This window comes from Rhodomicrobium vannielii ATCC 17100 (genome assembly GCF_000166055.1).
In the GTDB taxonomy this organism is placed as follows: Bacteria; Pseudomonadota; Alphaproteobacteria; order Rhizobiales; family Rhodomicrobiaceae; genus Rhodomicrobium; species Rhodomicrobium vannielii.
The window spans coordinates 2,467,628-2,490,196 of the sequence record NC_014664.1 but is presented as its reverse complement, the minus strand read 5'-3'; the positions used below and the strand labels follow the sequence as shown (position 1 = coordinate 2,490,196).

The window sequence follows — 22,569 nt, the reverse complement described above, 5'->3', positions numbered from 1 at the left end:
GCTCACATCGATACATTCGCGGCGATGGCGAGGTTGCGGAATGCTTCCGAGCCGCCGCGCGTCAGATCCTTGCCGATAACCGTGTCGCCGTCGAGCGCTCGGATGCCGCCTTCTTTCGCGCCAGCGATCATGTTCATGGCGATCATGGCGTAGCCCTGCTCCGCGCTCGAAACGCCGATGCCGACCGCAGGCCCGTCGATGGAGTTCGCAATCACGGTCACGGTGCCGAGCCGCCACGCGCTGCCGATGCGAAGGCCGAAGCGCCCGTTGCCGCCGATGAGGTTGTTTGTGACGAGACCGTCACCCTCGACCCAGATGGCAGCCTTCGCACAGGATGCCGCGCGGTTCCCGGTGACGAGCAGGCCCGAGCCGCCGCAATAGAGGCCGTCGCCGTCGCTCGAAAGGACCTCGCAATCAGCGACCGTTAGATTGCGGCATTCGCGCGCGACGACGCCCTGATTGACGAAGGACAGGCCGCGCAGGCTCACCCCCTGCCTGCCGACGCACTCGAAGGCCGCGCGGCCGGGCGGCGCTACGATAACGCTGAGGCCTGATGTTCCGACGAGCGTCGCCTTGGACGGGAGTTGCACGCCCGAGATACGATAGCGCCCCGCTGGCACAAGGATCGGCTGCCCCGCTTCGACGAGGGCGTCGACGGCCTTTTGCATGGCGGTCGTCTGATCTGCCTCACCGTTCGCGATCACGCCGAAATCGGAAAGCGCCCTGCCGGATCTTTCGGAGACGGCAGCAGCCGCTTCAGCCGCGCTCGCGCCAAAGAGTGCGGCCGCTCCACCCATCCCGATGAAATGTCTGCGATCCATTGCCGTGTCCACTCCTGCCGTGGCGTGCCGTTTGCCTCTTTGCGCGTAGCACAGCTTCGGCTGCGGCCTGAACGAGAATCCGGGCGGCATCCACGGCTTCCGTGATGGTGATGCGCGGGCGCAGCGAAGGATCGCCCAGAACCGGCATGTGAATGAACGCTGCGAGCGGGCCGCCATCGCCTTCGCGCGCGAGGCTCCGATAATAAAGGGCGTTGCACAGATAACGGCCTGCGTTTCGCGACAGTTCCGCCGGGACGTTCGCGCGGCGCAGGGCGCGGATGAGGTGAAGCGGAGCCAGCGTCGGCGTAAGGAGCGGCGCGCCCGCCCGCACGAGCGGCATGGGCGGCAAGGTATGGCCGTGCGCGTCGGGGCGCGAACCGCTGATGTTCACCGCGCGGGACTCGATCTCGAAGGCGGTCGCGCGCCTCGAAACGCCGAAATGCAGAACTGCGTCCGGCGCGAACGTGGCAACGGCGCTCTTTGCGGCCTCGTGTGCGGTTGCCCAGGATACAGGAAGCACGGCGGTCGATAGTTCGATTTCGGCAGTGCGGGACGCGGCCTGCATCGCGAGGAGGCGGACGAGCGTTTCCGATGCATTATGCGGCACGCCGGGAAACGGGCCGAAGCCGGTCACGAGCACGCGGACGGGGTTCGCCCCTGCCATCGCGTCACGCGCGCCCGAAGATGAGGCTGGTCACTTCATCGGCGGCGACGGATGGCGGCTTTGCGCCGCGCCGCACCTCGCTTTCAAGCGCTTCGATTTTCGCGGTGGCCGCTTCGTTCGTGAGGAAAGCCTGCCGGATCTGATCCTCGATCATCGCATGCATCCAGCGCACATCCTGATCGCGGCGTTTGGACGCGAACTCGCCGGTCGCTTCGAGGGTTGCGCGATGGGACAGCACGTTCGCCCATAAATCTTCAAGGCCGATGCCGTCGCGCGAGGAAATCGTGATGACGGGCGGCTTCCACGTGGCACTCGCAGGCGTGAGGATGTGCAACCCGGCGCGGTAATCCCCTGCGGCGCGGCGCGCGGCGTGCTCGTTGCCGCTGTCGGCCTTGGTGATCGCGATCATGTCCGCGAGTTCCATCACGCCTTTCTTGATGCCCTGCAATTCGTCGCCGCCGCCCGCGATCATCAGTAGGAGGAAGAAATCCACCATGCCTGCGACAGTGACCTCCGATTGCCCGACGCCGACCGTCTCCACGAGGATAACGTCGAAGCCTGCCGCCTCGCAAAGAAGGATCGTTTCGCGCGTGGTGCGCGCCACACCGCCGAGCGTTCCCGAGGATGGCGACGGACGAATGAACGCGTTCTCTTCGGCGGCGAGCGTCGCCATGCGGGTCTTGTCGCCGAGGATCGCGCCGCCCGACCGCGTCGAAGACGGATCGACGGCGAGCACGGCCACGCGATGGCCCTTCCGCACCAGCAATGTTCCCAGCGCGTCGATCATGGTCGACTTGCCCGCGCCCGGCACGCCGGTGATGCCGACGCGAAGCGCGCTCCCGGCGGCATCGTTCAAAGTCGTGAGCAGAAGCCGCGCCTTCACGCGATGCGCGGGCTTGCGGCTCTCGATCAGGGTGATGGCGCGTGCGACGGACACGCGATTGCCGGAGCGAACGCCCCGTGCAAGGTCTTCGACGTCTCTGTGATCCGGATGCGGAGGCGATTCAGCGCTCATGTGAAATGGCTTAGAAGAACCGTGGGCCGCAGACAAGATGCGTGCGGCTCAAAAAAGCTTAACGGGCGGTCACGAATTGCGAAACAGTTTTCCACTTTGTATGATGGCGCGAACCGAGGCCTGAGACACAAATGAACGACGAGTCCGATATTGCGACGCTGAACCGGCGCGTAACGCTTCTGGAAGAAGACGCGAAGGGCGAAAAAGCCGTGTCGCGCCATATCCTCCGCAAGGTGACGGATAACGAGAACGCACTCCTGGAGATCAAGGCCGAACTCGGCGACATCCGTAAGGAAGTGTCGGCGTTGCGAAGCGAGATCGTGGCGCTCCGTTCGGATCTGCCGGGCATCGTCGCAACTTGCGTTACGGCGATCATCCGCGAGGAATTGTCGCGCGGGCGATAAACGGCGCGCATCGAGAAAGGAGCGCGCAAGGCGCACTCCCTTGGGCGGCTACATTGCGCGCGGCTGTTGCCGACCGGTGCCGCTTTCCTTCTGTGGAAAAGCGGGCGCCTCCGGGTCATAACCCTGCCAGCCATCGGCCCGATATTGATCGGCACGCACTTCCATATCGACCGGGCGGTGGCGGAGCATGATCCGCTCGCCTTCGTCCGCCTTGTCGTCAGCCGCGCGAAGCGAAACGAGCGTGCCGCCGCGCTTCAGAGATTCGGCGTAGACTTCAGCTTCGTCTTCCGAAATGCCGTAAGCCACGAGCCCGCCGAGAAGTCCACCTGCAACCGCGCCCGTGGCCGCGCCCGCCAGTGTCGTCGCCAGAACGCCCGCAGCAACCAGCGGACCGATGCCCGGAATGGCCACCAGTCCCAGCGAAGCGAGCATGCCTGCGCCCGCGCCAGCTACGCCGCCAAGCGTAGCGCCCGTGGCGGCGGCGTCGCCTTCCTCCTTCTCTTCCATCGCGCGGAAATCATCGACGGCCTTTGCATTGGTGCCGATGATGCTGATTTCGTCGCGATGGAAACCGGCCGCCTCAAGCTCTCGTATGGCGCTTTCAGCGCTTTCATAGGTGTCGTAGACGTGGGTGATGGTGACTGTCATGGCGTGTCTTCCGCATTTGGAGGCGCATCAATTCTTCTTGTGGGGGAAAGGCATGTGGGGCGCGAGTGTTCCGGCCGAATCAAGGAAAGCTCCACGCAAGCCCCGCGTGCCAACTTGAGCTTGCAAATGCTGGCAGGCGGTCCTATTTTAGCGACCTCCCAACATTTGAGGTTTTCATGGCACGCGTCACCGTAGAAGATTGCGTTGATAAGGTATCGAATCGCTTCGAACTTGTGCTCCTCGCTGCGCACAGGGCACGGGCGGTTTCGGCCGGCGCGCCCATCACGATCGACCGCGACAACGACAAGAACCCGGTGGTGGCGCTTCGTGAAATCGCCGATCAGACCGTTTCGCCGGAAGATCTGAAGGAAGACCTCATCCATTCGCTGCAATCGCACGTCGAAGTCGACGAGCCCGAGGCCGAAGCTGCGCCCTCGCTGCCGAGTTCGCGGCAGGCCAATGTGCTCGGCCCGGACGATCAGTTCGCCGATCAGCAGATTGACCGCATCACCGAAGAAGAGCTTCTTCAGGGGCTCGCGCGCAGCATTCCGGCCGAGGCCGCAAGCGGCGGACGCTCCAAGGGATAATTTCGCTGTTCACGGCGCTGCGTCACGCTTGGTTAAGTCTGGAATTTCACTTATTCTCGTGGCGTAAATTAAGAGCCAACAGACAGTTGAGGCCGTGCAGCTAGAAACACGAACGAGATCGCAGCCGCCCAAGATCATGAGGCAGTACGATCTCGTTGAAAAAGTTCTGAGCTATAATCCCAAGGCCAACGAGGCGCTGCTCAACCGCGCTTACGTTTATGCCATGCAGGCACATGGCCAGCAGAAGCGCGCTTCGGGCGATCCGTATTTTTCCCACCCTCTGGCGGTCGCCGCGATCCTGACCGGGCTCAAGCTCGACGACGAGACGATCGCGACCGCCCTTCTTCACGACACCATCGAAGATACGCAGGCCACGAAGGACGAGATCGAAAAGCTTTTCGGTCCGAACATCGCCGCGCTCGTCGATGGCCTCACCAAGATCGAAAAGCTGAACCTCGTCTCGAAGAAGACGCAGCAGGCCGAAAATTTCCGCAAGCTTCTGATCGCCATTTCGAGCGACGTGCGCGTGCTGCTCGTCAAGCTCGCGGACCGGCTTCATAATATGCGTACGCTCGAGCACATGAAGGCCGAGAAGCGTCGGCTCATCGCGCAGGAAACGATGGACATCTATGCGCCGCTCGCGGGCCGCATGGGCATCCAGGAAATCCGCGACGAATTGGAGGAATTGTCCTTCCGCTGGCTGCATCCGGCGGCTTACGAAACGCTCATGTCGCGCCTCAACGTGCTGCGCGAACAGAACCGCGGCCTGACCGAAGAAATCGCCAGCGAACTCAGGACCAAGCTCGAAGCGCAGGCCATCAAGGCGGATGTCACCAGCCGCGAGAAGAAGCCTTATTCGATCTGGCTCAAGATGCAGAACAAGCAGATCGGGCTTGAGCAACTGTCCGACGTGTACGGCTTCCGCGTCATCGTGCCTGATGTGCAGGATTGCTACACAGCGCTCGGGGTCGTGCATCGCACGTGGCGCGTGGTGCCGGGCCGCTTCAAGGACTACATCTCGACACCGAAGCACAACGATTACAAATCGATCCACACGACCATCGTCGGGCCGCGCCACCAGCGCGTGGAGTTGCAGATCCGCACGGCCGAAATGCACCAGATCGCGGAGTACGGCGTCGCCGCGCATTCGGGCTACAAACTCGCGGCGCTTGCCAAATTGCACGGCGACGAACACGGCGCTCAGGGGCCGCAACCGAGCGAGAGCACAGCCTATCAGTGGCTCCGCAAGCTCGTCGACAACCTCCTCGAAGGCGACAATCCCGAAGAATTCCTTGAGCATACGAAGCTCGAACTTTTCCTCGATCAGGTGTTCTGCTTCACGCCGAAGGGCCGCCTCATCGCCCTGCCGCGCGGCGCAAACGGCATCGACTTCGCCTATGCGGTGCACACACATATCGGCAATCACTGCGTCGGCGTGAAGATCAACGGGCGGCACATGCCGCTTCTGACCGAACTCAAGAACGGCGACGAGGTGGAAATCATCCTGTCGGAGGCGCAGACGCCGCCCGCCGCGTGGGAAAACGCCGTCATCACCGGCAAGGCGCGCTCGGCCATCCGCCGCGCCACGCGCGAAGCCGTACGCAAGCAATATCTCGCGCTCGGCCGCGACATCATGAAGGCTGCGCTGGAGCGCGCCGACAAGGCACCCGACACCGAACTTTCCCCCATCTTGCCGCGTTTCGCGATGAAGACGGCGGAAGACCTGCTCGCGGCCGTGGGACAGGGCGATATTGCGGCGGACGAGGTGCTCGGCGCGCTCGACCCGAACTTCCGCAGCGACGTGCCGCCGAAGCGCCGCACCATCACGCGCGACGAAGCGGGCTGGTTCAACCTCGGCCGCGTCGCTGGCTTCAAATTCCGCTGGGCGGGGCTTCTCACCGGCTCAGACCGGGAATTGCGGAGCAAGGGCGTCCCGCTGCAAAACGCGGACGGCTCGCCGATCGTCAAGCTCGCGGAGGGCGGCGCCGTGCCGGGCGAACGCATCGTCGGCATTCTCGATCCCGGCAAGGGCATCACGATCTACCCGATTCACTCGGCGAAGCTGCGCGCCTTCGAAGATCAACTCGACCGCTGGATCGATGTGACTTGGGACATTCAGGAAGGCACGACCGAACTTTACCCCGCGCGCATGCAGGTGACCGCGCTCAACGAGCCGGGAAGCCTCGCCCGCATCGCGAGCGTGATCGGCGCGGCGCGTGGCAACATCGACAAGCTGCAAATGGTCACGCGCGCGAGGGACTATACCGAGATGCTTATCGACCTTGAGGTTCTTGACCTCAAGCATCTGACGGATATCGTCAACGGCGTCAAAAACCTCCCCGTGGTTAGCACAGCGAGCCGCGTGATCGCCTGACCCAATCCTTTACCTATCGAAAGATCCCCCATGCTTACCGACGATGCCGTGCTCACAGAATTCCGCGACGCTGGCGCGCTGCTCGAAGGCCACTTCGTGCTGTCGTCGGGCAACCACTCGACCGCCTATCTCCAATGCGCTCGGGTGCTGATGGACGCGAAGCGCGCCGAACGGCTCTGCGCAGCGCTCGCCGGGAAGATCCGCGCCGCGGGCCTCGCCGACGGCATAGATCTCGTCGTGTCGCCCGCCATGGGCGGCGTCGTCGTCGGCTATGAGATGGGCCGCCAGCTTGGCCTGCCTGCGATCTTCTTCGAGCGCGTGGACGGGGTGTTCGCGCTCAGGCGCGGCTTCCGCATCGAGCCGGGCCAGCGATGCATCATGGTCGAGGATGTCGTCACAACCGGCCTTTCCTCGCGCGAATGCATCGAAGCTGCGGAAGCGGCGGGCGGAACCGTTGTCGCAGCCGCGTCGCTCGTCGACCGCTCCGGCGGCCGCGCGAAGCTGCCGGTGCCTTTCGTCCCCCTCATTCGGCTTGACATTCCCATCTTCCCGCCCGATCAAATCCCTGCCTCCGTCAAAGGTGTACCTCCGGTGAAGCCGGGCAGCCGGGGCTTGAAGGTTTAACCGGCGATACCGATTCTGTCAGGAGACGGAAGAGGTTGGCAATCGCGAAGGCGCTTGGCTTTCAGGCTGGGATTTATGCTTTTCAAACGCAAGGAACCGCTTTCGATAGGCCGACGGGTGCGTAACGCGCTCTGGCCGACGCGCAGCTTCGACCGTTCCATGCGCTACATGTTCTATCGCCTCGCTCGCATCAAATCGACGCCGCACAGCATCGCGCTCGGCTGCGCAGCTGGCGTGTTCGCGATCTTCACGCCGTTCTTCGGCTTTCAGATGCTGCTGGCCGCCGTGCTGGCGGTCGTGTTGCGCGGCAACGTCTTCGCCTCGCAGGTGGGCACCTTCGCTGGCAACCCGATCACCTATCCGCTGATCTGGGTTTCAACCTTCACGCTCGGCAGCATCTTCCTCGGCAATCCGGCGAACGCCGACCTTAGCCACTTCCAGTCCGGCGCGCAGGCGCTTGGCGAAAGCCTGACAAGCGGCTCGCCGGACAGCATCGCCACCGCCGTGCAAGGGCTCTGGCCGGTGCTGAAGCCGATGGCGCTCGGCGCGCTTGTCCTCGGCGGCGCGATTTCTGCCGTCATCTATGTTTTCATACGCCGTCTGCTCGAATTGCAGAAGAGCGCGCAGCGCCCCGTGCCTGCGAAGACGGCTGCGTCTCTCCGGTAAGTGGTGATCATGCCTGTAAAATCTCCCGTTCGGCTCGGCCTCAATATCGATCATGTCGCGACGCTCAGGAACGCGCGTGGCGGTGCGCGACCGGATCCCATCGAGGCGGCGCGCGTGGCGGTGAAGGCGGGGGTGGATGGCATCACGGCGCATTTGCGCGAGGATCGCCGCCACATCCGCGACGAGGACATTCGCCGCATCAAGGCGGAGATCGCCGCACCGCTGAACCTCGAAATGGCTGCCACCGAAGAGATGACCGGCATCGCGCTCGTTACGAAGCCGCATGCGTGCTGCATCGTGCCCGAGCGGCGTGAGGAACTGACCACCGAAGGCGGCCTCGACGCTGCGGGCGGCGAAGATCACCTGCTCCCCATCGTGAAGCGGCTCGTTGACGACGGCATACGCGTGTCGCTTTTCATCGATCCCGAGCCGCGCCAGATCGAAGCCGCTGCTCGCATGGGCGCGCCGGTGGTCGAACTGCACACCGGACAATATTGCGAGGCGTGGCTCGCGCGCGACGAGGCTACGGCGCGAGCGGAACTCGACCGGCTGGCCAAGGCCGCCACGCTCGCCGCGTCTGCCGGTCTCGAAGTGCATGCAGGCCATGGCCTCGACTTCGAAACCGCAAAGCATCTTGCCGCCTTCCCGGAGATCCGCGAGTTGAACATCGGCCACGTTATCATCGGCGAAGCGATCTTCATCGGCCTGTCGGAAGCGATCTGGCGCATGCGGGCGGCCATCGCGAAGGGCGCCAGCAAGCGGCCCGACGACAACGCATCGGCCCAACAGCAACAGCAGCAATAGCGCCCCGCGAGCCATGATAATCGGCATCGGCAGCGATCTCACCGACATCCGCCGCATCGAGAAAACAATCGCGCGCTACGGCGACCGCTTCCTCGACCGCGTGTTCACGGAGACCGAGCGCGCGAAATCCGACGCGCGGGCCGCGCGCGCGGCGTCCTACGCCAAGCGTTTCGCGGCGAAGGAAGCCTGCGCCAAGGCGCTGGGCACCGGCCTCGCGGATGGCGTGTTCTGGCGCGACATGGGCGTGACGAACCTGCCGTCCGGCGCGCCGACGATGCGGCTCACCGGCGGCGCGCAGGAGCGGCTTGCGACGCTGCTGCCCGACGGCCATGAGGCGCGCATTCACCTCACGATCACCGACGATTACCCGCTTGCGCAGGCCTTCGTGATCATCGAGGCGCTGCCGAAGGCATAGGGTCGCTGCCGGTCGGCCGATTACATACCCTGGAAATCAGGCTTTCGCTTTTCGAGGAAAGCATCGACACCTTCCTGATAGTCGGCGCTCTCATAGACCTCGCGCCGCATGTTCTGGATGCGCTCGAACACCTGCGCCGCCACCGGCTGGAAGTCGGTCAACACCCGAAGCTGCTCTTTCACGACGGCGATGGCGAGCGGCGCTTTCGTGGCGATGTGCTGCGCCAGCGTTTGAGTGAAGGTTTCGATCTCCGTCGAGGGGACGACGTGGTTGATGATACCCCAGTGTTCGGCGGCCTCTGCCTTCACCGGATTGGCGGTGAAAAACATCTCCTTGATGAAGTTCACCGGTAGCCGGTTGAGGCAGTGCAGCAGGCCGGTCGTGTTGTACGGCAGACCCAGATTAACCGGGGTGATGGCGAAGGTGGAGGTCTCGTCCGCGATGATCATATCGCATGACAGGACCAGATCGAAGGCGCCGCCCCACACCGAGCCCTGCACCATGGCGATGACCGGCCCCGGATATGAGCGTATCGCCCGCAGCGCCTGTTCCAGCGGATCGGCATAGCCAAGCGGATCTTGATGCCCGCGGCGCAGCTCCCTGACGTCATGCCCGGCGGACCAGACCTTGATGCCCGGCTGCCCGCGCACGATCACCACCCGTACCGACTGCGCCTTGAAGTCTTCGAGCGCGGCCGTAAGCGCGTCGAGCAACGCCGAGCTGAGAACGTTGCGCTTGGCCATGTTGTTAAGGGTGATGGTCCCGATGTGACCGTTCACGCCTGTGATGATGATCGGTCGCGGCGCGTTATCGGTCGACGTGCTCACCGATGCCTCGGTGGTTTCGTCGCCCGACGTGTCGGCCGTCTCGACCGAAACAGCCGAGCGGCGTTCATCGAATTCGGGTGCGGAAGCAGCGGGAGGGGAAGTTTCAGCCACGTTTTATCCTTCGCCGGGGCGTCGCGCATTTACGAATTCATCGCAACGCCGGGTTGGTCGATTTCCATCATTTTAGTGCGCATTCGAGCGAAATGGAGCCCGGTTTGCGCGAAGAAAACGCGTTGCTCCAAAACCTGGAGGCTTTTCGAGATTTCTTTCTCTCGTTTCAAGGAGAGAAGAAAATGCCCTTACGCGTTGACCGGTTGAACGGGTTGATCAAGGGCACTCCAGACCGAGCGGCCCGATCGGGCACCTTACCTGGCAATCAGCCATAACTCGGGCATTGGACAATATGACGACGGCCGGAGAAACGAACGCGCCTTTTTTTCCATATTTGAGCGGGAAATGGTGGAGGGGGTTGGATTCGAACCAACGTAGGCTTAGCCAACGGATTTACAGTCCGTCCCCTTTAGCCACTCGGGCACCCCTCCGGAGGATTACCGCGCCGTTCCGCAGACAACGCCCTGCCGCTTTCGCTACAGCCGTCCGGATCACCGCTCGGTTCGGGGTTCATAGCATCACACTTGGCACGATGCAACGATGGAAGACGCGGACTTTCCACACGAATGATAATTTTTGACGCGCTCGTTTCTGGCCGTTTCGCGCCCGCAGAAATTCGTAGGGGCGCGAACGCACGCCGCACCATCCGCACCGAAGGCGGTCGCGGTGTCGAAGCGTTATCGCGCCCGATTTGGGCGCGGAGTCATCGCGGCAGGCATCCCCTTTGCGGGATGAATCTCGCGCCGCCGTCAGAACGCGGTCAGCGCTACATTCGTGTGCTCGACATGCGGCGGCTGGGCGAAGAACGGCCCGGCGAGCTTCCGCCACTCCTGAAAGTTTTCCGAGTTGCGGAAATGCACGATGTGATCGTCGAGCGTTTCCCACTGGATGACGAGCCGATATTTCGACGTCGATTCGATGGTGCGCTGAAGCTCAAGGCCGAGGCAACCCTTCGAGCGCTGGAAGAACGGTGCAGCTTCCTTCACCGCCGCCTCGAATGCTGCTTCCTCACCCTCTTTCACATGAATTTCGCAGATTTCGTAGACCATTGCCGTCCCTTTCCCGTGCGTCATTGCCTCGCCCTCCGGCGCAGCTACTTCACCTTCTCACCGGGATATACGCCCCAAAGGCTCTTTTGCGGCAGATATCCCTTCTGCTTGCTCGCATAGACCTCGCAATCCTCGCCGTCGCATTGCGCGATATCGACGATAGCGCCCGGCTCGATCTGCGCGACGAGCGTGCCGCCGCCGCGCGTCGCGGTCAGCCGGAACAGCATGCGATCCTTCACCCAGGGGGCGACGACCGCCGTTCGACGCGCGCTCGTCAGCGCCGCGTTCACCCAACCGGTGCCGCCTTCCGAATCACGCACCTGCCGCCAGTTCTCGAACTCGGCGATCACTTCCACGGGAAGCCCCGCGCGACGAAACACCCACGCGATCTGATACTCGCCGCCGGGACCAACGCGCGCGTTTACCTCGCTCGCTTTCAGGCTGACAAAGCGCGGCAAAGGCAGCCCCGTGACGGGCCCGGCATTGCGTTGCGCCGCCTCCTGCGCTAACGATACGCCGGAAAAAAACGAGAACGCGACCAATATGCCGCATACGATCCGAAACTTTGTCATCGCGGGCCGTATCTGTTAGATAACGGGAGCGAAATTGCATTGCACCTGTCCATCAAGGCCAAGCCGGCCATGTCGAGCCCCCTATGACCGCACAAAACGTTAAAGTCGTCGTCACCCGCAAACTTCCCGAGCTAGTCGAGGCCCGCATGCGCGAGCTGTTCGACGTGACGCTCAATGCTTCCGACGCACCGATGACGCGGGACCAGCTCGCTGCGGCGATGCGAACGGCGACCGTGCTCGTTCCTACCGTAACCGACCGGATTGACAAGACGCTTCTTTCATCGGCCGGCCCTCAATTGAAGCTGATCGCCAACTACGGCACCGGCGTCGATAACATAGACCTCGAAACGGCGCGCAATCGTGGCATCATCGTCACCAATACGCCGGGTATCCTTACCGAAGATACAGCGGACATGACGATGGCGCTGATCCTCTCGGTGCCGCGCCGCCTCGTGGAGGGCGCCGACTACCTGCAGGACGGCAAGGAGTGGCACGGCTGGTCGCCGACATGGATGCTCGGGCACCGCATCTGGGGCAAGAAGCTCGGCATTATCGGCATGGGCCGCATTGGCCGCGCCGTCGCGCGCCGCGCCAAGGCGTTCGGCCTGTCGATCAACTATCATAACCGCCGCCGCGTGCCGGGCGCAGTCGAGGCCGAACTCGGCGCGACCTATTGGGAAAGCCTCGATCAGATGCTCGCCCACATGGACATCATCTCGGTGAACTGCCCGCACACGCCCGCGACGTTCCATCTCTTGTCGGCGCGCCGCCTCAAGCTGCTGAAGCCGACGGCCTACATCGTCAACACGGCGCGTGGCGAAGTCATCGACGAGAACGCGCTGTCGCGCATGGTCGAGGCGGGCGAGGTTGCGGGCGCGGGTCTCGACGTGTTCGAGAACGAGCCAGCCATCAATCCGAAGCTTCTGCGCAATCCGAAGGTTGTGGTCCTGCCGCATCTCGGTTCCGCAACCATCGAAGGCCGCCTCGATATGGGCGAGAAGGTCATCATCAACATCCGCACGTTCCTCGATGGCCACAATCCGCCGGATCGCGTGCACGCGGCGATGTTCTGATCCCGACGCGCGGTTTTGCTTAAGGAGCGCGCGTTTGATTCCATCAAAAGCGATGCGATTATGGCACGGCCGCGTCACGGCACGACGCCGTCAGTTTCGGATCAGCTTGCCTGCATCAAATCAAGTGCGATTTGATGCAGCTTTCTATTGTGCGCCCCCGCCGCTTCCATTCGGACGCGGGTCGATCTGAGCGCAACGGATTACCGCTGATGGCGTCGCAGCAAGGCACCGTCGATTACGTGATCGAGCAGCTTCAGCGGGCGGGGCGCGTATCCGCTCGCAAGATGTTCGGCGAGTATGCGATCTACTGCGACGGCAAGACGGTCGCGCTTATCTGCGACGACCAGCTTTATGTGAAGCCAACGGCCGCCGGTCGCGCCTTCCTCGGGGAACCGCAGGACGGCTTCCCCTATCCGGGGGCGAAGCCGCATTTCCTGATCGCGGGCGATCGTTGGGACGATGCCGAGTGGCTTTCAACGCTCGTCGAGCTGACGGCAGCCGAATTGCCACTTCCCAAGCCTAAGCCTGCACGCAAGCCGAAAAAGTAGGGGATGTGCCGCCCGACTCTGCGGGCATTACGCCGTCCGTTGCGGATCATGCGCTGGGATACGCCGCCTGCTCAGACGACGCGATCCTCGCGCTGGATGTCGGCCTCGCCCCCTCGCGACACAGCCGTAGCCTTGAGCGTGCCGTCCGGCGCGGTTGCCGCCGTGCCCCCCGCCATTTCCTCGATCAGGCCCCGCGCGATTTCACGTTCGCCCATCACCACGGCGTTCGCACCGAGGCTCATCAGATGCTCAACCTCCGCATCGGAGTGGGCGCGAGCCACGATGCGCATTCCGGGATGTGTCGCGCGCGCCTGACTCACAACCTGTCCGGCCTCGAAGCCGTTCGGAATGGCGACGATGAGGTCGCTCGCGCCTTTGAGATTCGCGGCGGCGAGAATGTCTGAGCTGGCAGCGTTCCCGACGATAACTTCGATGCCGTCCGCACGAAGGCTCGCCAGGGGTTTCTCGCCGTCCTCGATGACGAGGAACGGCTTGCCGCTCTCCTTCAGCGCCTTGCCGACGAGACTGCCGACGCGGCCGTAGCCTACGAGCACGGCGTGGTTCTTCAGTTTGGTCGGCAGCGGAGGGCCGTCGTCGCTCTCGGCGGGTTCGGCTTCCTTCTTTTTAGGCTTGGGAGCCGTAGCGCGGGTCGCGGCAGCTGCCGGCGTCTCGGCGGGCGGACGACGACGTTCGAACCACGGCTTGAGACGATCCACACCCGCGAACACGAGCGGGTTCAGCACGATTGACAGCAGCGCGCCCGCGAGAATGAGGTCGCGCCCCTGCTTCGGCAAGACGCCCAGCTGGATTCCGAGGTCGGCGAGGATGAACGAGAATTCGCCTATCTGCGCGAGGCTCGCCGAAATCGTGAGCGCAGTGGCGATGGGATAACCGAACGCGATGACGATCAGAAAAGCGCCGACCGATTTTCCGATCACGATGATGAAGAGCACGGCGAGGATCGGCAGCGGGTCGTTGACGAGGCTCGTGGGGTCGAAAAGCATGCCTACGGCGACGAAGAACAGCACCGAGAAGGCGTCACGCAACGGCAGCGTCTCCTGCGCCGCCCGCTGCGACAGCTCGGACTCGCTCATGATCATGCCCGCGAAGAATGCGCCGAGCGCGAGCGAAACGCCGAACAGTTCCGATGCGCCGAACGCGACACCGAGCGCGATGGCAAGCACCGACAGGCGGAACAACTCACGCGAGCCGGTATGCGCCATGCGGTGCAGCAGCCAGGGGATGACGCGTCGTCCTACGATCAGCATCAGGGCGACGAAAGCGCCGACCTTCGCGAAAGTGACGAAGAGAATGCCGGTGAGTCCGAGGTCGAGGCCGAGATGCGTTGCCAGCGGGTCCGGTGCGCTGGTGCCTGTTGCACCGATGAGCGGGCCGAGCGCCGGTAGCAGGACCAGCGCCAGCACCATGGCCAGATCTTCCACGATCAGCCAGCCGACCGCGATGCGCCCGCGCTCCGTCTCGATGAGGCGACGCTCTTGCATCGCGCGCAGCAGAACGACCGTGCTCGCCACCGAAAGCGCAAGACCGAAGACGAGGCCAGCGCCGACTGGCCAACCCATGCCCAGCGCCAGGCCGAGGCCGAGGATCGTTGCGAGCGTGATCTGCACGATCGCGCCGGGTATGGCGATCTTTCGGACAGAGAGAAGGTCCGATAGCGAGAAATGCAGCCCCACGCCGAACATGAGAAGGATGACGCCGAGTTCCGCAAGCTGCGGTGCAAGCGACTGATCCGCTACGAAGCCGGGCGTGTGCGGCCCCACGAGGATACCGGCGAGCAGATAGCCGACGAGCGGCGGCAAGCGAAGGCGGTTAGCAATAGCCCCGAAAATGAACGCGAACCCAAGGCCGCCAACAACGGTTGCAATGAGCGGCGTGTCATGAGGCATGCGGCTATCGTTCCTCGCGTGTGGGGGGCGTTCAGGTTGCGATACTTATTCCGTAAATGGAATATATCCGAGCGTTTTCGTCAACCATTTTGGGGCGACTGCGGTGTGTGGCCGAACGAAGCGCTTGAGACGCCAGATTTGCTCTGCCGCCCCTTTTTTGCACTCTTTGAAGTTGCGATAAAGCTTTCGTTCCCTCGGTCGACGCGATTCTTGTATCCACCTTCGCATCGATACAAGGCAACCTGAACGGATCAGGCCGGTCTGGTCTTCACGAGCAGATCGTCGTCGATCCGAGCGGCGCGGATAGCGGCGGGGCGATCCTTGAGCCGGCCCCAGTAACGCTCGAATGCGGGGCGCGTTTCCATGGTGCCGTATCGGAGGCCCCATGCGACCTGCGACCCGACATAGACGTCGGCCGCGCTGAATGTGTCGCCTGCGAGATAATCGGACGCGGACACGGCCTTCTCCAGCGTGTCCATCACGGAGGCGAAACTCCCGTAACCCAGCATGCGGCTTTTTTCTTCGGACGCCTCGAAGCCGCATGCCTTGTTCGTGATGGCAGCTTCGAGAGGACCCGCGCCGAAAAACAGCCAGCGATACCAGGCGGCTCGCGCAGGGCTTTGCGGCGCGGGCGCGAGGCCCGCGCCGGGAAACGCGTCGGCGAGGTATGCGCAGATCGCGGCGGTTTCGGTCACGACAGCGTCGCCGTGGCGAAGCGCTGGCACTTTTCCCATCGGGTTGATGTCGGAATAGGGCGGCGATTTCATTTGCGGACCGTATTCGACGATTTCGGTGCGGTATGGGTGCCCGACCTCTTCCAGCATCCAGCGGACGATCCGCCCGCGCGACATCGGGTTTGTGTAGAAAATGAGTTCGCTTGCCATCCGGGTTCTCCATGCGCGTTTCCTGTCTCAGCTCTAAAGCCGAATCGCGTCGGTCGGATGTCGGGCCGCGCCAAGGCACGCAAAGTTGAATGCCGTTTTCGTCGCGCGCAGAGAATTCGCCTCGCGGTTTCGGCACGGAGAGGAGCTATCGCTGACAAACAGGGGGAGGAAAAAGAGAGACGAAGCCATTTTGGCTAGCGGGGGTGGGGGCCAATGCAGGTGGCCTCGTCTCTCAGGGGCAACTTTATTCGGGAACAACGTCCCTTGGTTGCGAGGACTCTAAACCAAACTCGTAAACCAAATCTTACGTCGGTCCACGGGGCGAAAGCGCTACGCATAACCGGCCACGCGCTTACTGACACTCAACAAACGCTACAGAAAGCTGACGCTAACAAACGCACACTCGGACGCTTTACTACCGACTCAACTCTCACAAGCGGCGCCAATTTCCGAGGGGGCCTGAACCGTCGCCGCCTTGTGATGTGATATTGATGCCTCAGCGGTTGGACGAAAATAAGGCCGCAAAACGAAATTTGCTTGACCTGTGCTTTTATGCGCGCAGCGCCTGCTTCGGCGCGAAAATCAGCGGGACCGAGGAGCACAAGGCGACGCCGGGCGCTTGGTCCAGCGGCGGGAAGCCCGCGCGCGATTCCAGCGATCTGGATGCATATTCAGAGGGAATGTGAGTTCAGCCGCGGCTCGCGGATCATTCGATGCGGAGGATGCGCCGCCTGTTCGCGCAAAAGCCCGTCAGGCCTTGGACGATTTCACGTTGACGCCCCAAGCGAAGGCGACGCGCGTCAGTGATACATCGCCGTAGCGCTCCGGCGTGGCCGCGACAATGGAGCCGCCGAGCCCGCCATAGAAGGCGCAGGCCGTCTCGTTGTCCTTCAGCGCCCACACGACGAGCCGTTTCAGCCCCTCCCGCTTGAGCGCATCCTTCACAGTGGCGAAAAGTCGCGTGCCGAGGCCAATGCCCTGAAAAGCGGGGTTCACATAAAGCTCGAAGATTTCGCCAGCTTCCCACGGCCAGGTGCCGCGCGCCTTACCCCATGTAGCGTAGCCCTGCGGCACGCCGTCGAAGATGAGGAGCGTCACGTTAGCGCCGCGTTCCACCTGCTCCTGCCACCAGCGCGGACCACGCCTCGCAATCATGCGCTCAAGGTGGAGATGCGGAATGATGCCCTGATAGGTCGAGCGCCACGCAGCGTCGTGGATCGCCGCCACCGCATTAGCGTCTTTCGACGAGGCCAGTCTGAAACTGATAAGGTTCGCGCCCATATGGATACTCTACATCCAACCTTTTCGGTTGGCGAGATCGTTCACGTACAACCTAACGCGCGGGTTTCATAAAAACGTCATCGCCATCTTCGTCGGCTTTGCGCAGCAGTCGGGAAAGGATTTGCGCCGCGAGTTTGCCGTCTTCATCGCCGAGGCAACTCATGACGAGCCGATCGGCACGACGCGCAATCGGCTTGATCGCGTCGAGAAGTTCGCGCCCCTCCGCCGACAGGCTCACGGCATAGGTACGCCCGTCGCGCATCGTGCGCTCGCGCTCGATGATCCCACGCTTCAGAAGGCGCTGCACCACATCGGCGAGCGTAGAGCGGTCGATGCCCGTCAGACGGACGAGATCGGTCTGGCTCAGGCCCTCATGCCGCGCCACGGTTGTAACCACAGCATATTGCCGCGCAGTCAGATCGAAATCTCGCGTTTCCTGCGCGAAAATTTCCGAAGCCCTCTGGCTAGCGCGGTGGAGAAGATGAATGATCGAGGAGTCGATGGCGGGGGCGCGGCTTGCGGGGGTCTTCTTCCGCCGTCTGCCCGTTTGCCCCGCTCCTGATTTTGTGTCCAGCATTGTCATCCGGCACTCGGGTTAAGCTATGAGCCTATCACGAGAAATGGAAACGGCAACCGGAGGTTCCATACAGCGCACGGAAAGAATTCTCCGAAGTCCCTAACTTTTGGCTTCGGAGGCTTCCGGCTCGGCCTCCGGGATCTGATAGCGCATGATCAGCGCGACCTGGGACAGCATGAAGACGAAGGTCAGCGGCATGATACCGAACGACTTGAATGTGACCCACGTGTCGGTCGAGAAGTTGCGCCACATGACCTCGTTCAACACCGCGAGGACGGCAAAAAACCCGATCCACCGCATAGTGAGGATGCGCCATCCCTCGTCTTCCATCTTGAAGACCTCACCGAGCGCGAGCTTCAGGAGCGGGCGGCGGAAGTAAAGCCCGGTGGCGAGGATGACCACGAACAGGCAGTTCACGATGGTCGGCTTGATCTTGATGAAGGTGTCGTCGTGCAGCCAGATGGTGAGTGCGCCGAAGACCATGACGAACACGCCGGTGACCAGCGCGATGACGGGGATGCGCTTGAACAGCAGGCGGCTTGCGACGAGCGAAATCACGGTCGCGACCATGAACGCGCCCGTGGCGTAGAAAATGCCGGCCCGGCCGTTCATGATGAAGAAAATCGCGAGCGGCCCGACATCCAGCAGAAGTTTCAGGATCGAGGTCTTGTCGACCGGATTCGTCGCCTCGGTCTTCGTCTTGATCGCCTCGGACTTCATCGCTTCCAAACCTGCCACTCCTGAACCCTCCGACCTCAACTGACGCCCGCGATGGCGCGTGCAAAATCCTGCGCAGAGAAAGCTTGCAAATCGCTTGCGCTCTCGCCGACGCCGATGGCATGCACCGGCAGACCGTGCTTGGCCGCGATGGCGACGAGGATACCGCCGCGCGCCGTGCCGTCGAGCTTCGTCATGATAAGGCCCGTGACGCCAGCGGTCTTGCCGAAAATCTCGACCTGCGAAAGTGCATTCTGCCCCGTGGTCGCGTCGAGCGTCAGAAGAACCGAATGCGGGGCTTCCGGGTCCACCTTGCGGATCACGCGAATGATTTTTTCAAGCTCGGCCATGAGCCCGGTCTTGTTCTGGAGGCGCCCCGCCGTGTCGATGATGAGAAGGTCGGCGCCCTCTTTCTTCGCCCGGGTGAGCGCGTCGAAGGCAAGCCCCGCGGCGTCAGCGCCCTGCGCGCCCGACACGACAGGCGCACCCGTGCGCTCGCCCCAAACCTTCAATTGCTCGATGGCCGCCGCGCGGAACGTGTCGCCCGCCGCGAGCATGACCTTCAGCCCCTGCTCGGTAAACTGCTTCGCATATTTGCCGATTGTCGTCGTCTTGCCGGTGCCGTTCACGCCGACCATGAGAACGACGTAGGGCTTCTTCGATGTGTCGATTTCGAGCGGCTGCGCGACGGGGCCGAGCACCTTCTCCACCTCGGCGGCGAGGATCGCGCGCACTTCTTCCGGCGAGATGTCGCTGTTGTAGCGCGCCTTCTTGAGCGCGGCGATCACGCGGGCCGAGACGGCGAGGCCGAGGTCCGACTGGATCAGCAGGTCTTCCAGTTCCTCAAGCGTGTCGTCATCAAGCTTGCGCTTGGTGAAGACGCCGGTGATGCCTTCGGTGAGCTTCGACGAGGTCTTCGTCAGCCCCTGCTTGAGGCGCTGGAGCCAGCCGACGCGCGGCTTTTCTTCGGGTGCGGCGGCTGGCGAGGGCTGAACCGGCGCGGCCGACGGCTCGGAAGGAGCCTGGAATTCCTCGACAACCGCTTCGCCTCGCGGCTCGTCCACGATTTCGAAATCTTTCCAGCTTTCGGCGGCGACCGGCGCTTCGGCCAAAGCAACGGAATCATATTCCGCTTGTCGAACGGGCTCCGCCAATGGCGTCTCAACCTCGACCGCCTCGGGCTTCGGAGCCTCGGGCTTGGGCTGTTCCTTCTTGCCGATGCCGAACATGCGGACCGATCCGAACAGGCCGCGCTTATCTTCGCTCATGCCAGGCACTCCCCGATAAGGTGGCGCTTGTCGTGGCCGGTTGCGCGTGCGCGCACGATGCCGCCGCGTTCCGCGCCGCCCGCAATTTCAATTTCCGTAAAGCCGGGCGTCCGGCCGACGCGCTCGCGCTCCATCAGCACCTCGAACACCTTGCCGGTTTCATCCGCTAGATGCGTGCCGAGCCGCGTATCGGCTTTCCCGCGAAGCCGCGCGGCGCGTTCCTTCACGAGCGCGCGGTCGAGCTGCGGCATGCGCGCGGCGGCCGTCTTCGGGCGCGGCGAATAGGGGAACACGTGCATGAAGGACAGGCCGCATTCGTCGGCGAGCCGTATCGTGTTCTCGAACATGGCTTCGTCCTCGGTCGGGAAGCCGGCGATGAGGTCCGCGCCGAAAACCATGTCCGGGCGGATCTCGCGCATCTCGCGGCAGAAGCGGATGACATCCTCGCGGGCGTGGCGGCGCTTCATGCGCTTCAGGATGAGGTTGTCGCCCGATTGCAGCGAGAGGTGAAGGTGCGGCATGAGCCGTTCTTCCTCGGCGAAGGCGTCGATGAGCGCGTCGTCCGCTTCCATAGTGTCGATGGAGGAGATGCGCAGGCGTGGCAATTCCGGCACGAGGCGCAGCACGGTGCGCACGAGGCGGCCGAGCTTCATTTCGCCGGGCAGATCCGCGCCATAGGAGGTGAGGTCGACGCCCGTCAGCACAACTTCGCGGTAACCGTCCTCGACGAGCGCGCGGATCTGGTGGACGACTTCGCCCGCAGGCACCGAGCGCGACGGTCCGCGCCCGAACGGGATCACGCAGAAGGTGCAGCGGTGGTCGCAGCCGTTCTGCACCTCGACATAGGCGCGCGCGCGGCTGCCGAACCCAGAAATCATATGAGGCGCGGTCTCGCGGACGCTCGCGATGTCGTTCACCCGCACGCGAGCGAGGTCGCCCGCCGCGAGGCTCAGGAACGTCGCGGCACTCGTCTTCTCGCCATTGCCGATAACGTGGTCGGCTTCGTCCATGTCGGCGAAGGTTTCCGGCTCGATCTGCGCGGCGCAACCCGTGACGATGATCTTCGCACCTGGCCGCTCGCGGCGAAGCTTGCGGATCGCCTGCCGCGCCTGCCGCACGGCTTCGCCCGTCACCGCGCAGGTGTTGACGATCACGGCGTCGGTCACGCCTGCGTCCTGCGCGTGCTTCTTCGCCACTTCGCTTTCGTAAGTGTTGAGGCGGCAACCGAATGTGATGACATCGACGGTCATGATTCGCGCGCCACCGTTAGAGAGCCGCCGGACAGCGTCAGCGTGCCTTCAAACTCGTGCGCGACGGGGCCGGTCATGAGGATGTGGTCGTCGTCCGCGCGCCACTCGATGCCGATTACGCCGCCGGGCAGGCGGATTTCGACGGAACGGCCCGTGCGACCCGTTCGCGCGGCGGAGACGGCGGTGGCGCAGGCGGCGGTGCCGCAGGCTTGAGTGATGCCCGCCCCGCGCTCCCAGACGCGCAGTTTTACGGTCTGGTCGTCGATCACTTCGGCGAGCGAAATGTTGGCGCGCTCGGGAAAGATCGGATCGTATTCCAGCGCACCCCCGAACGTGGCAAGGTCGTAGGCGTCGACGTCGGCGACCCAGAAAATGGCGTGCGGGTTGCCCACATTGGCGACGCTCGGCCCTTCCAGCACGCGGCCATCGGGAAGCGTGATCGCGAGCGAGATGGCGCGGGTGTCCGGCTCTTCCTTCGCGAGCGGAATGTCGCGCCAGCCGAAGCGCGGCACGCCCATGTCCACCGTCACGAGGCCGTCGCCCGAGATGCGCGCGTCGAGCACGCCCGCCGCCGTCTCGATGGTGACGCGCTCGCGCCCGAGTTCAGCGGCCACCAGCGCGCCGACGCAGCGGCTCGCATTGCCGCAGGCGCCGACCTCGGAGCCGTCCGCGTTCAGGATGCGCATGAACACATCCGCGCGGCTCGACGGCTCCAGCACGATCACCTGATCGCAGCCGACGCCCGTCTCGCGGTTGGCGATGGCGCTGGCCTCGTCGGCCGTCAGCTGGAAATCGTTCGCTCGCGCGTCAAGCACGGCAAAGTCGTTGCCGAGGCCGTTCATCTTCTTGAATGATATGTGCGAGAAAGCCATCCGCACGCGCGCCTTTCAGGGAAATCGGTACGCGTTATATAGACGGCGCGCAGGCGCTTTGCAAAGCAGGTTGTGGACTTGGCTTGACTCAGAGCGTCTGATGTCGCGCGCGGGCGGCGCGCTCGATGGCCACGCACACGAGCTTGTCGAGGTGCAGCGCGTCGCGGATGATTTCGAGGAGACGGATTTCCTCGTCGGGCACCTTGAGGTCAGCCGCCGCGACCTCCACCGCCAAGGCATAGGCCGTCTCGTGGAGCTTCTTGGGCAGGGACGCCGACACGAGTTCGAGCAGATGCTCCAGCCCCTCGTCTTCGCTCAGCATGTCGCCGCAGCGTTCGGCCGTTTTCGCGAGGCTGTTCTCATCGAAGCCGAGAAACACGGGCAGGTGCTTCACGATTTGCGCGATGCGGTCGAGTTCCCGGTCCGAGATCTGCCGATCCGCAGCGGACATCGTGATCATGACATAGATGAGAGCTTCAGTGGGCGTGATCTTCGGCATGGCGCGGGGTCCGTTCGTAAGAGCGCTTCCGTCCGTTCAACGAAGCACTCTATCTTGTTCCTGTATCGCAATTCCCGATGGAAAACCGGCTTCCACGTCCTGGAAATGCTTT

At 63.3% G+C, this 22,569-nt stretch carries 25 protein-coding genes and 1 tRNA gene; 9 read left to right on the top strand and 17 right to left on the bottom strand.

Going from position 1 to position 22,569, the window contains the following annotated elements:
• Nucleotides 1-2: 2 nt before the first annotated feature.
• From RVAN_RS11465 to meaB, 3 genes are read right to left on the bottom strand one after another with little or no spacing between them, the layout of a single operon-like run.
• Nucleotides 3-821 (bottom strand): right-handed parallel beta-helix repeat-containing protein, encoded by an 819-nt coding sequence (locus RVAN_RS11465; protein ID WP_169309542.1) that lies wholly within the window; start codon nucleotides 819-821, stop codon nucleotides 3-5.
• Nucleotides 757-1,485, bottom strand: coding sequence for a peptidase C15 pyroglutamyl peptidase I (locus tag RVAN_RS11460; RefSeq protein ID WP_013419880.1), 729 nt, complete (start codon nucleotides 1,483-1,485; stop codon nucleotides 757-759). The genes RVAN_RS11465 and RVAN_RS11460 overlap by 65 nt, the downstream gene beginning before the upstream one ends.
• Before the next feature lie 4 nt (nucleotides 1,486-1,489).
• Nucleotides 1,490-2,500: a methylmalonyl Co-A mutase-associated GTPase MeaB gene (gene meaB, locus RVAN_RS11455; protein ID WP_013419879.1), complete on the bottom strand. Its 1,011-nt coding sequence runs from the start codon at nucleotides 2,498-2,500 to the stop codon at nucleotides 1,490-1,492.
• Nucleotides 2,501-2,631: 131 nt separating this feature from the next.
• On the opposite strand from meaB, the gene RVAN_RS11450 reads away from it, so the two are divergent.
• Nucleotides 2,632-2,904, top strand: coding sequence for a hypothetical protein (locus tag RVAN_RS11450; RefSeq protein WP_013419878.1), 273 nt, complete (start codon nucleotides 2,632-2,634; stop codon nucleotides 2,902-2,904).
• Between the two features lie 48 nt (nucleotides 2,905-2,952).
• Here RVAN_RS11450 and RVAN_RS11445 read toward each other — a convergent pair whose 3' ends face one another.
• Nucleotides 2,953-3,552, bottom strand: coding sequence for a general stress protein (locus RVAN_RS11445; protein WP_013419877.1), 600 nt, complete (start codon nucleotides 3,550-3,552; stop codon nucleotides 2,953-2,955).
• A 176-nt stretch (nucleotides 3,553-3,728) separates the two neighbouring features.
• Here RVAN_RS11445 and rpoZ point away from each other — a divergent pair, with 176 nt between their 5' ends.
• The 6 genes from rpoZ (at nucleotide 3,729) to acpS (ending at nucleotide 9,022) form a co-directional block, all read left to right on the top strand.
• Complete coding sequence (rpoZ, locus tag RVAN_RS11440) at nucleotides 3,729-4,139, top strand: DNA-directed RNA polymerase subunit omega (RefSeq protein WP_013419876.1); 411 nt, start codon at nucleotides 3,729-3,731, stop codon at nucleotides 4,137-4,139.
• 133 nt (nucleotides 4,140-4,272) lie between these two features.
• Nucleotides 4,273-6,513 (top strand): RelA/SpoT family protein, encoded by a 2,241-nt coding sequence (locus RVAN_RS11435; RefSeq protein ID WP_041789040.1) that lies wholly within the window; start codon nucleotides 4,273-4,275, stop codon nucleotides 6,511-6,513.
• A 30-nt stretch (nucleotides 6,514-6,543) separates the two neighbouring features.
• Nucleotides 6,544-7,137 carry an orotate phosphoribosyltransferase gene (gene pyrE, locus RVAN_RS11430; RefSeq protein ID WP_013419874.1) on the top strand — a complete coding sequence of 198 codons (594 nt, stop codon included), beginning with the start codon at nucleotides 6,544-6,546 and terminating at the stop codon, nucleotides 7,135-7,137.
• Nucleotides 7,138-7,212: 75 nt separating this feature from the next.
• Entirely contained in the window at nucleotides 7,213-7,803 is a 591-nt protein-coding gene (locus RVAN_RS11425; RefSeq protein WP_013419873.1) for a DUF2062 domain-containing protein, read from the top strand.
• 9 nt (nucleotides 7,804-7,812) lie between these two features.
• A complete protein-coding gene (locus RVAN_RS11420) occupies nucleotides 7,813-8,607 on the top strand; it encodes a pyridoxine 5'-phosphate synthase (protein WP_013419872.1) in 795 nt (264 codons plus the stop codon).
• Between the two features lie 13 nt (nucleotides 8,608-8,620).
• Nucleotides 8,621-9,022 (top strand): holo-ACP synthase, encoded by a 402-nt coding sequence (gene acpS / locus RVAN_RS11415; protein WP_013419871.1) that lies wholly within the window; start codon nucleotides 8,621-8,623, stop codon nucleotides 9,020-9,022.
• 20 nt (nucleotides 9,023-9,042) lie between these two features.
• Here the strand turns inward: acpS and scpB are convergent, their stop codons facing one another.
• The 4 genes from scpB to RVAN_RS11395 form a co-directional block, all read right to left on the bottom strand.
• Entirely contained in the window at nucleotides 9,043-9,960 is a 918-nt protein-coding gene (gene scpB / locus RVAN_RS11410; RefSeq protein ID WP_013419870.1) for a methylmalonyl-CoA decarboxylase, read from the bottom strand.
• Between the two features lie 346 nt (nucleotides 9,961-10,306).
• Nucleotides 10,307-10,391: transfer RNA gene (locus RVAN_RS11405), tRNA-Tyr, on the bottom strand.
• Between the two features lie 318 nt (nucleotides 10,392-10,709).
• Nucleotides 10,710-11,033: an antibiotic biosynthesis monooxygenase family protein gene (locus tag RVAN_RS11400; protein WP_013419869.1), complete on the bottom strand. Its 324-nt coding sequence runs from the start codon at nucleotides 11,031-11,033 to the stop codon at nucleotides 10,710-10,712.
• Nucleotides 11,034-11,053: 20 nt separating this feature from the next.
• The gene (locus RVAN_RS11395) at nucleotides 11,054-11,581 is read right to left on the bottom strand and encodes an SH3 domain-containing protein (RefSeq protein WP_013419868.1); all 528 of its coding nucleotides are present in this window, start codon (nucleotides 11,579-11,581) and stop codon (nucleotides 11,054-11,056) included.
• An 83-nt stretch (nucleotides 11,582-11,664) separates the two neighbouring features.
• Between RVAN_RS11395 and RVAN_RS11390 the strand changes: the two genes are divergently transcribed.
• Together RVAN_RS11390 and RVAN_RS11385 are read left to right on the top strand one after the other, a co-directional pair.
• Nucleotides 11,665-12,654, top strand: coding sequence for a 2-hydroxyacid dehydrogenase (locus tag RVAN_RS11390; protein WP_013419867.1), 990 nt, complete (start codon nucleotides 11,665-11,667; stop codon nucleotides 12,652-12,654).
• A 209-nt stretch (nucleotides 12,655-12,863) separates the two neighbouring features.
• On the top strand, nucleotides 12,864-13,202 hold the full coding sequence (locus tag RVAN_RS11385; RefSeq protein WP_013419866.1) for a TfoX/Sxy family protein: 339 nt from the start codon (nucleotides 12,864-12,866) through the stop codon (nucleotides 13,200-13,202).
• A gap of 71 nt (nucleotides 13,203-13,273) precedes the next feature.
• On the opposite strand, the gene ybaL is transcribed toward RVAN_RS11385, so the two are convergent.
• The 9 genes from ybaL to RVAN_RS11335 form a co-directional block, all read right to left on the bottom strand.
• A complete protein-coding gene (gene ybaL, locus RVAN_RS11380; protein WP_013419865.1) occupies nucleotides 13,274-15,109 on the bottom strand; it encodes a YbaL family putative K(+) efflux transporter in 1,836 nt (611 codons plus the stop codon).
• Nucleotides 15,110-15,360: 251 nt separating this feature from the next.
• Entirely contained in the window at nucleotides 15,361-15,993 is a 633-nt protein-coding gene (locus RVAN_RS11375; RefSeq protein WP_013419864.1) for a glutathione S-transferase family protein, read from the bottom strand.
• A gap of 750 nt (nucleotides 15,994-16,743) precedes the next feature.
• Nucleotides 16,744-17,274, bottom strand: coding sequence for a GNAT family N-acetyltransferase (locus RVAN_RS11365; RefSeq protein WP_013419863.1), 531 nt, complete (start codon nucleotides 17,272-17,274; stop codon nucleotides 16,744-16,746).
• A 52-nt stretch (nucleotides 17,275-17,326) separates the two neighbouring features.
• The gene (locus RVAN_RS11360) at nucleotides 17,327-17,857 is read right to left on the bottom strand and encodes a MarR family winged helix-turn-helix transcriptional regulator (RefSeq protein ID WP_155942434.1); all 531 of its coding nucleotides are present in this window, start codon (nucleotides 17,855-17,857) and stop codon (nucleotides 17,327-17,329) included.
• A gap of 93 nt (nucleotides 17,858-17,950) precedes the next feature.
• A complete protein-coding gene (locus RVAN_RS11355) occupies nucleotides 17,951-18,571 on the bottom strand; it encodes a septation protein A (RefSeq protein ID WP_013419861.1) in 621 nt (206 codons plus the stop codon).
• Between the two features lie 35 nt (nucleotides 18,572-18,606).
• Entirely contained in the window at nucleotides 18,607-19,836 is a 1,230-nt protein-coding gene (gene ftsY, locus RVAN_RS11350; protein ID WP_013419860.1) for a signal recognition particle-docking protein FtsY, read from the bottom strand.
• The gene (gene mtaB, locus RVAN_RS11345; protein ID WP_013419859.1) at nucleotides 19,833-21,086 is read right to left on the bottom strand and encodes a tRNA (N(6)-L-threonylcarbamoyladenosine(37)-C(2))-methylthiotransferase MtaB; all 1,254 of its coding nucleotides are present in this window, start codon (nucleotides 21,084-21,086) and stop codon (nucleotides 19,833-19,835) included. The genes ftsY and mtaB overlap by 4 nt, the downstream gene beginning before the upstream one ends.
• On the bottom strand, nucleotides 21,083-21,958 hold the full coding sequence (dapF, locus tag RVAN_RS11340) for a diaminopimelate epimerase (RefSeq protein ID WP_013419858.1): 876 nt from the start codon (nucleotides 21,956-21,958) through the stop codon (nucleotides 21,083-21,085). The genes mtaB and dapF overlap by 4 nt, the downstream gene beginning before the upstream one ends.
• An 88-nt stretch (nucleotides 21,959-22,046) precedes the next feature.
• Nucleotides 22,047-22,457: a tellurite resistance TerB family protein gene (locus RVAN_RS11335; RefSeq protein ID WP_013419857.1), complete on the bottom strand. Its 411-nt coding sequence runs from the start codon at nucleotides 22,455-22,457 to the stop codon at nucleotides 22,047-22,049.
• Between the last annotated feature and the right edge of the window lie 112 nt (nucleotides 22,458-22,569).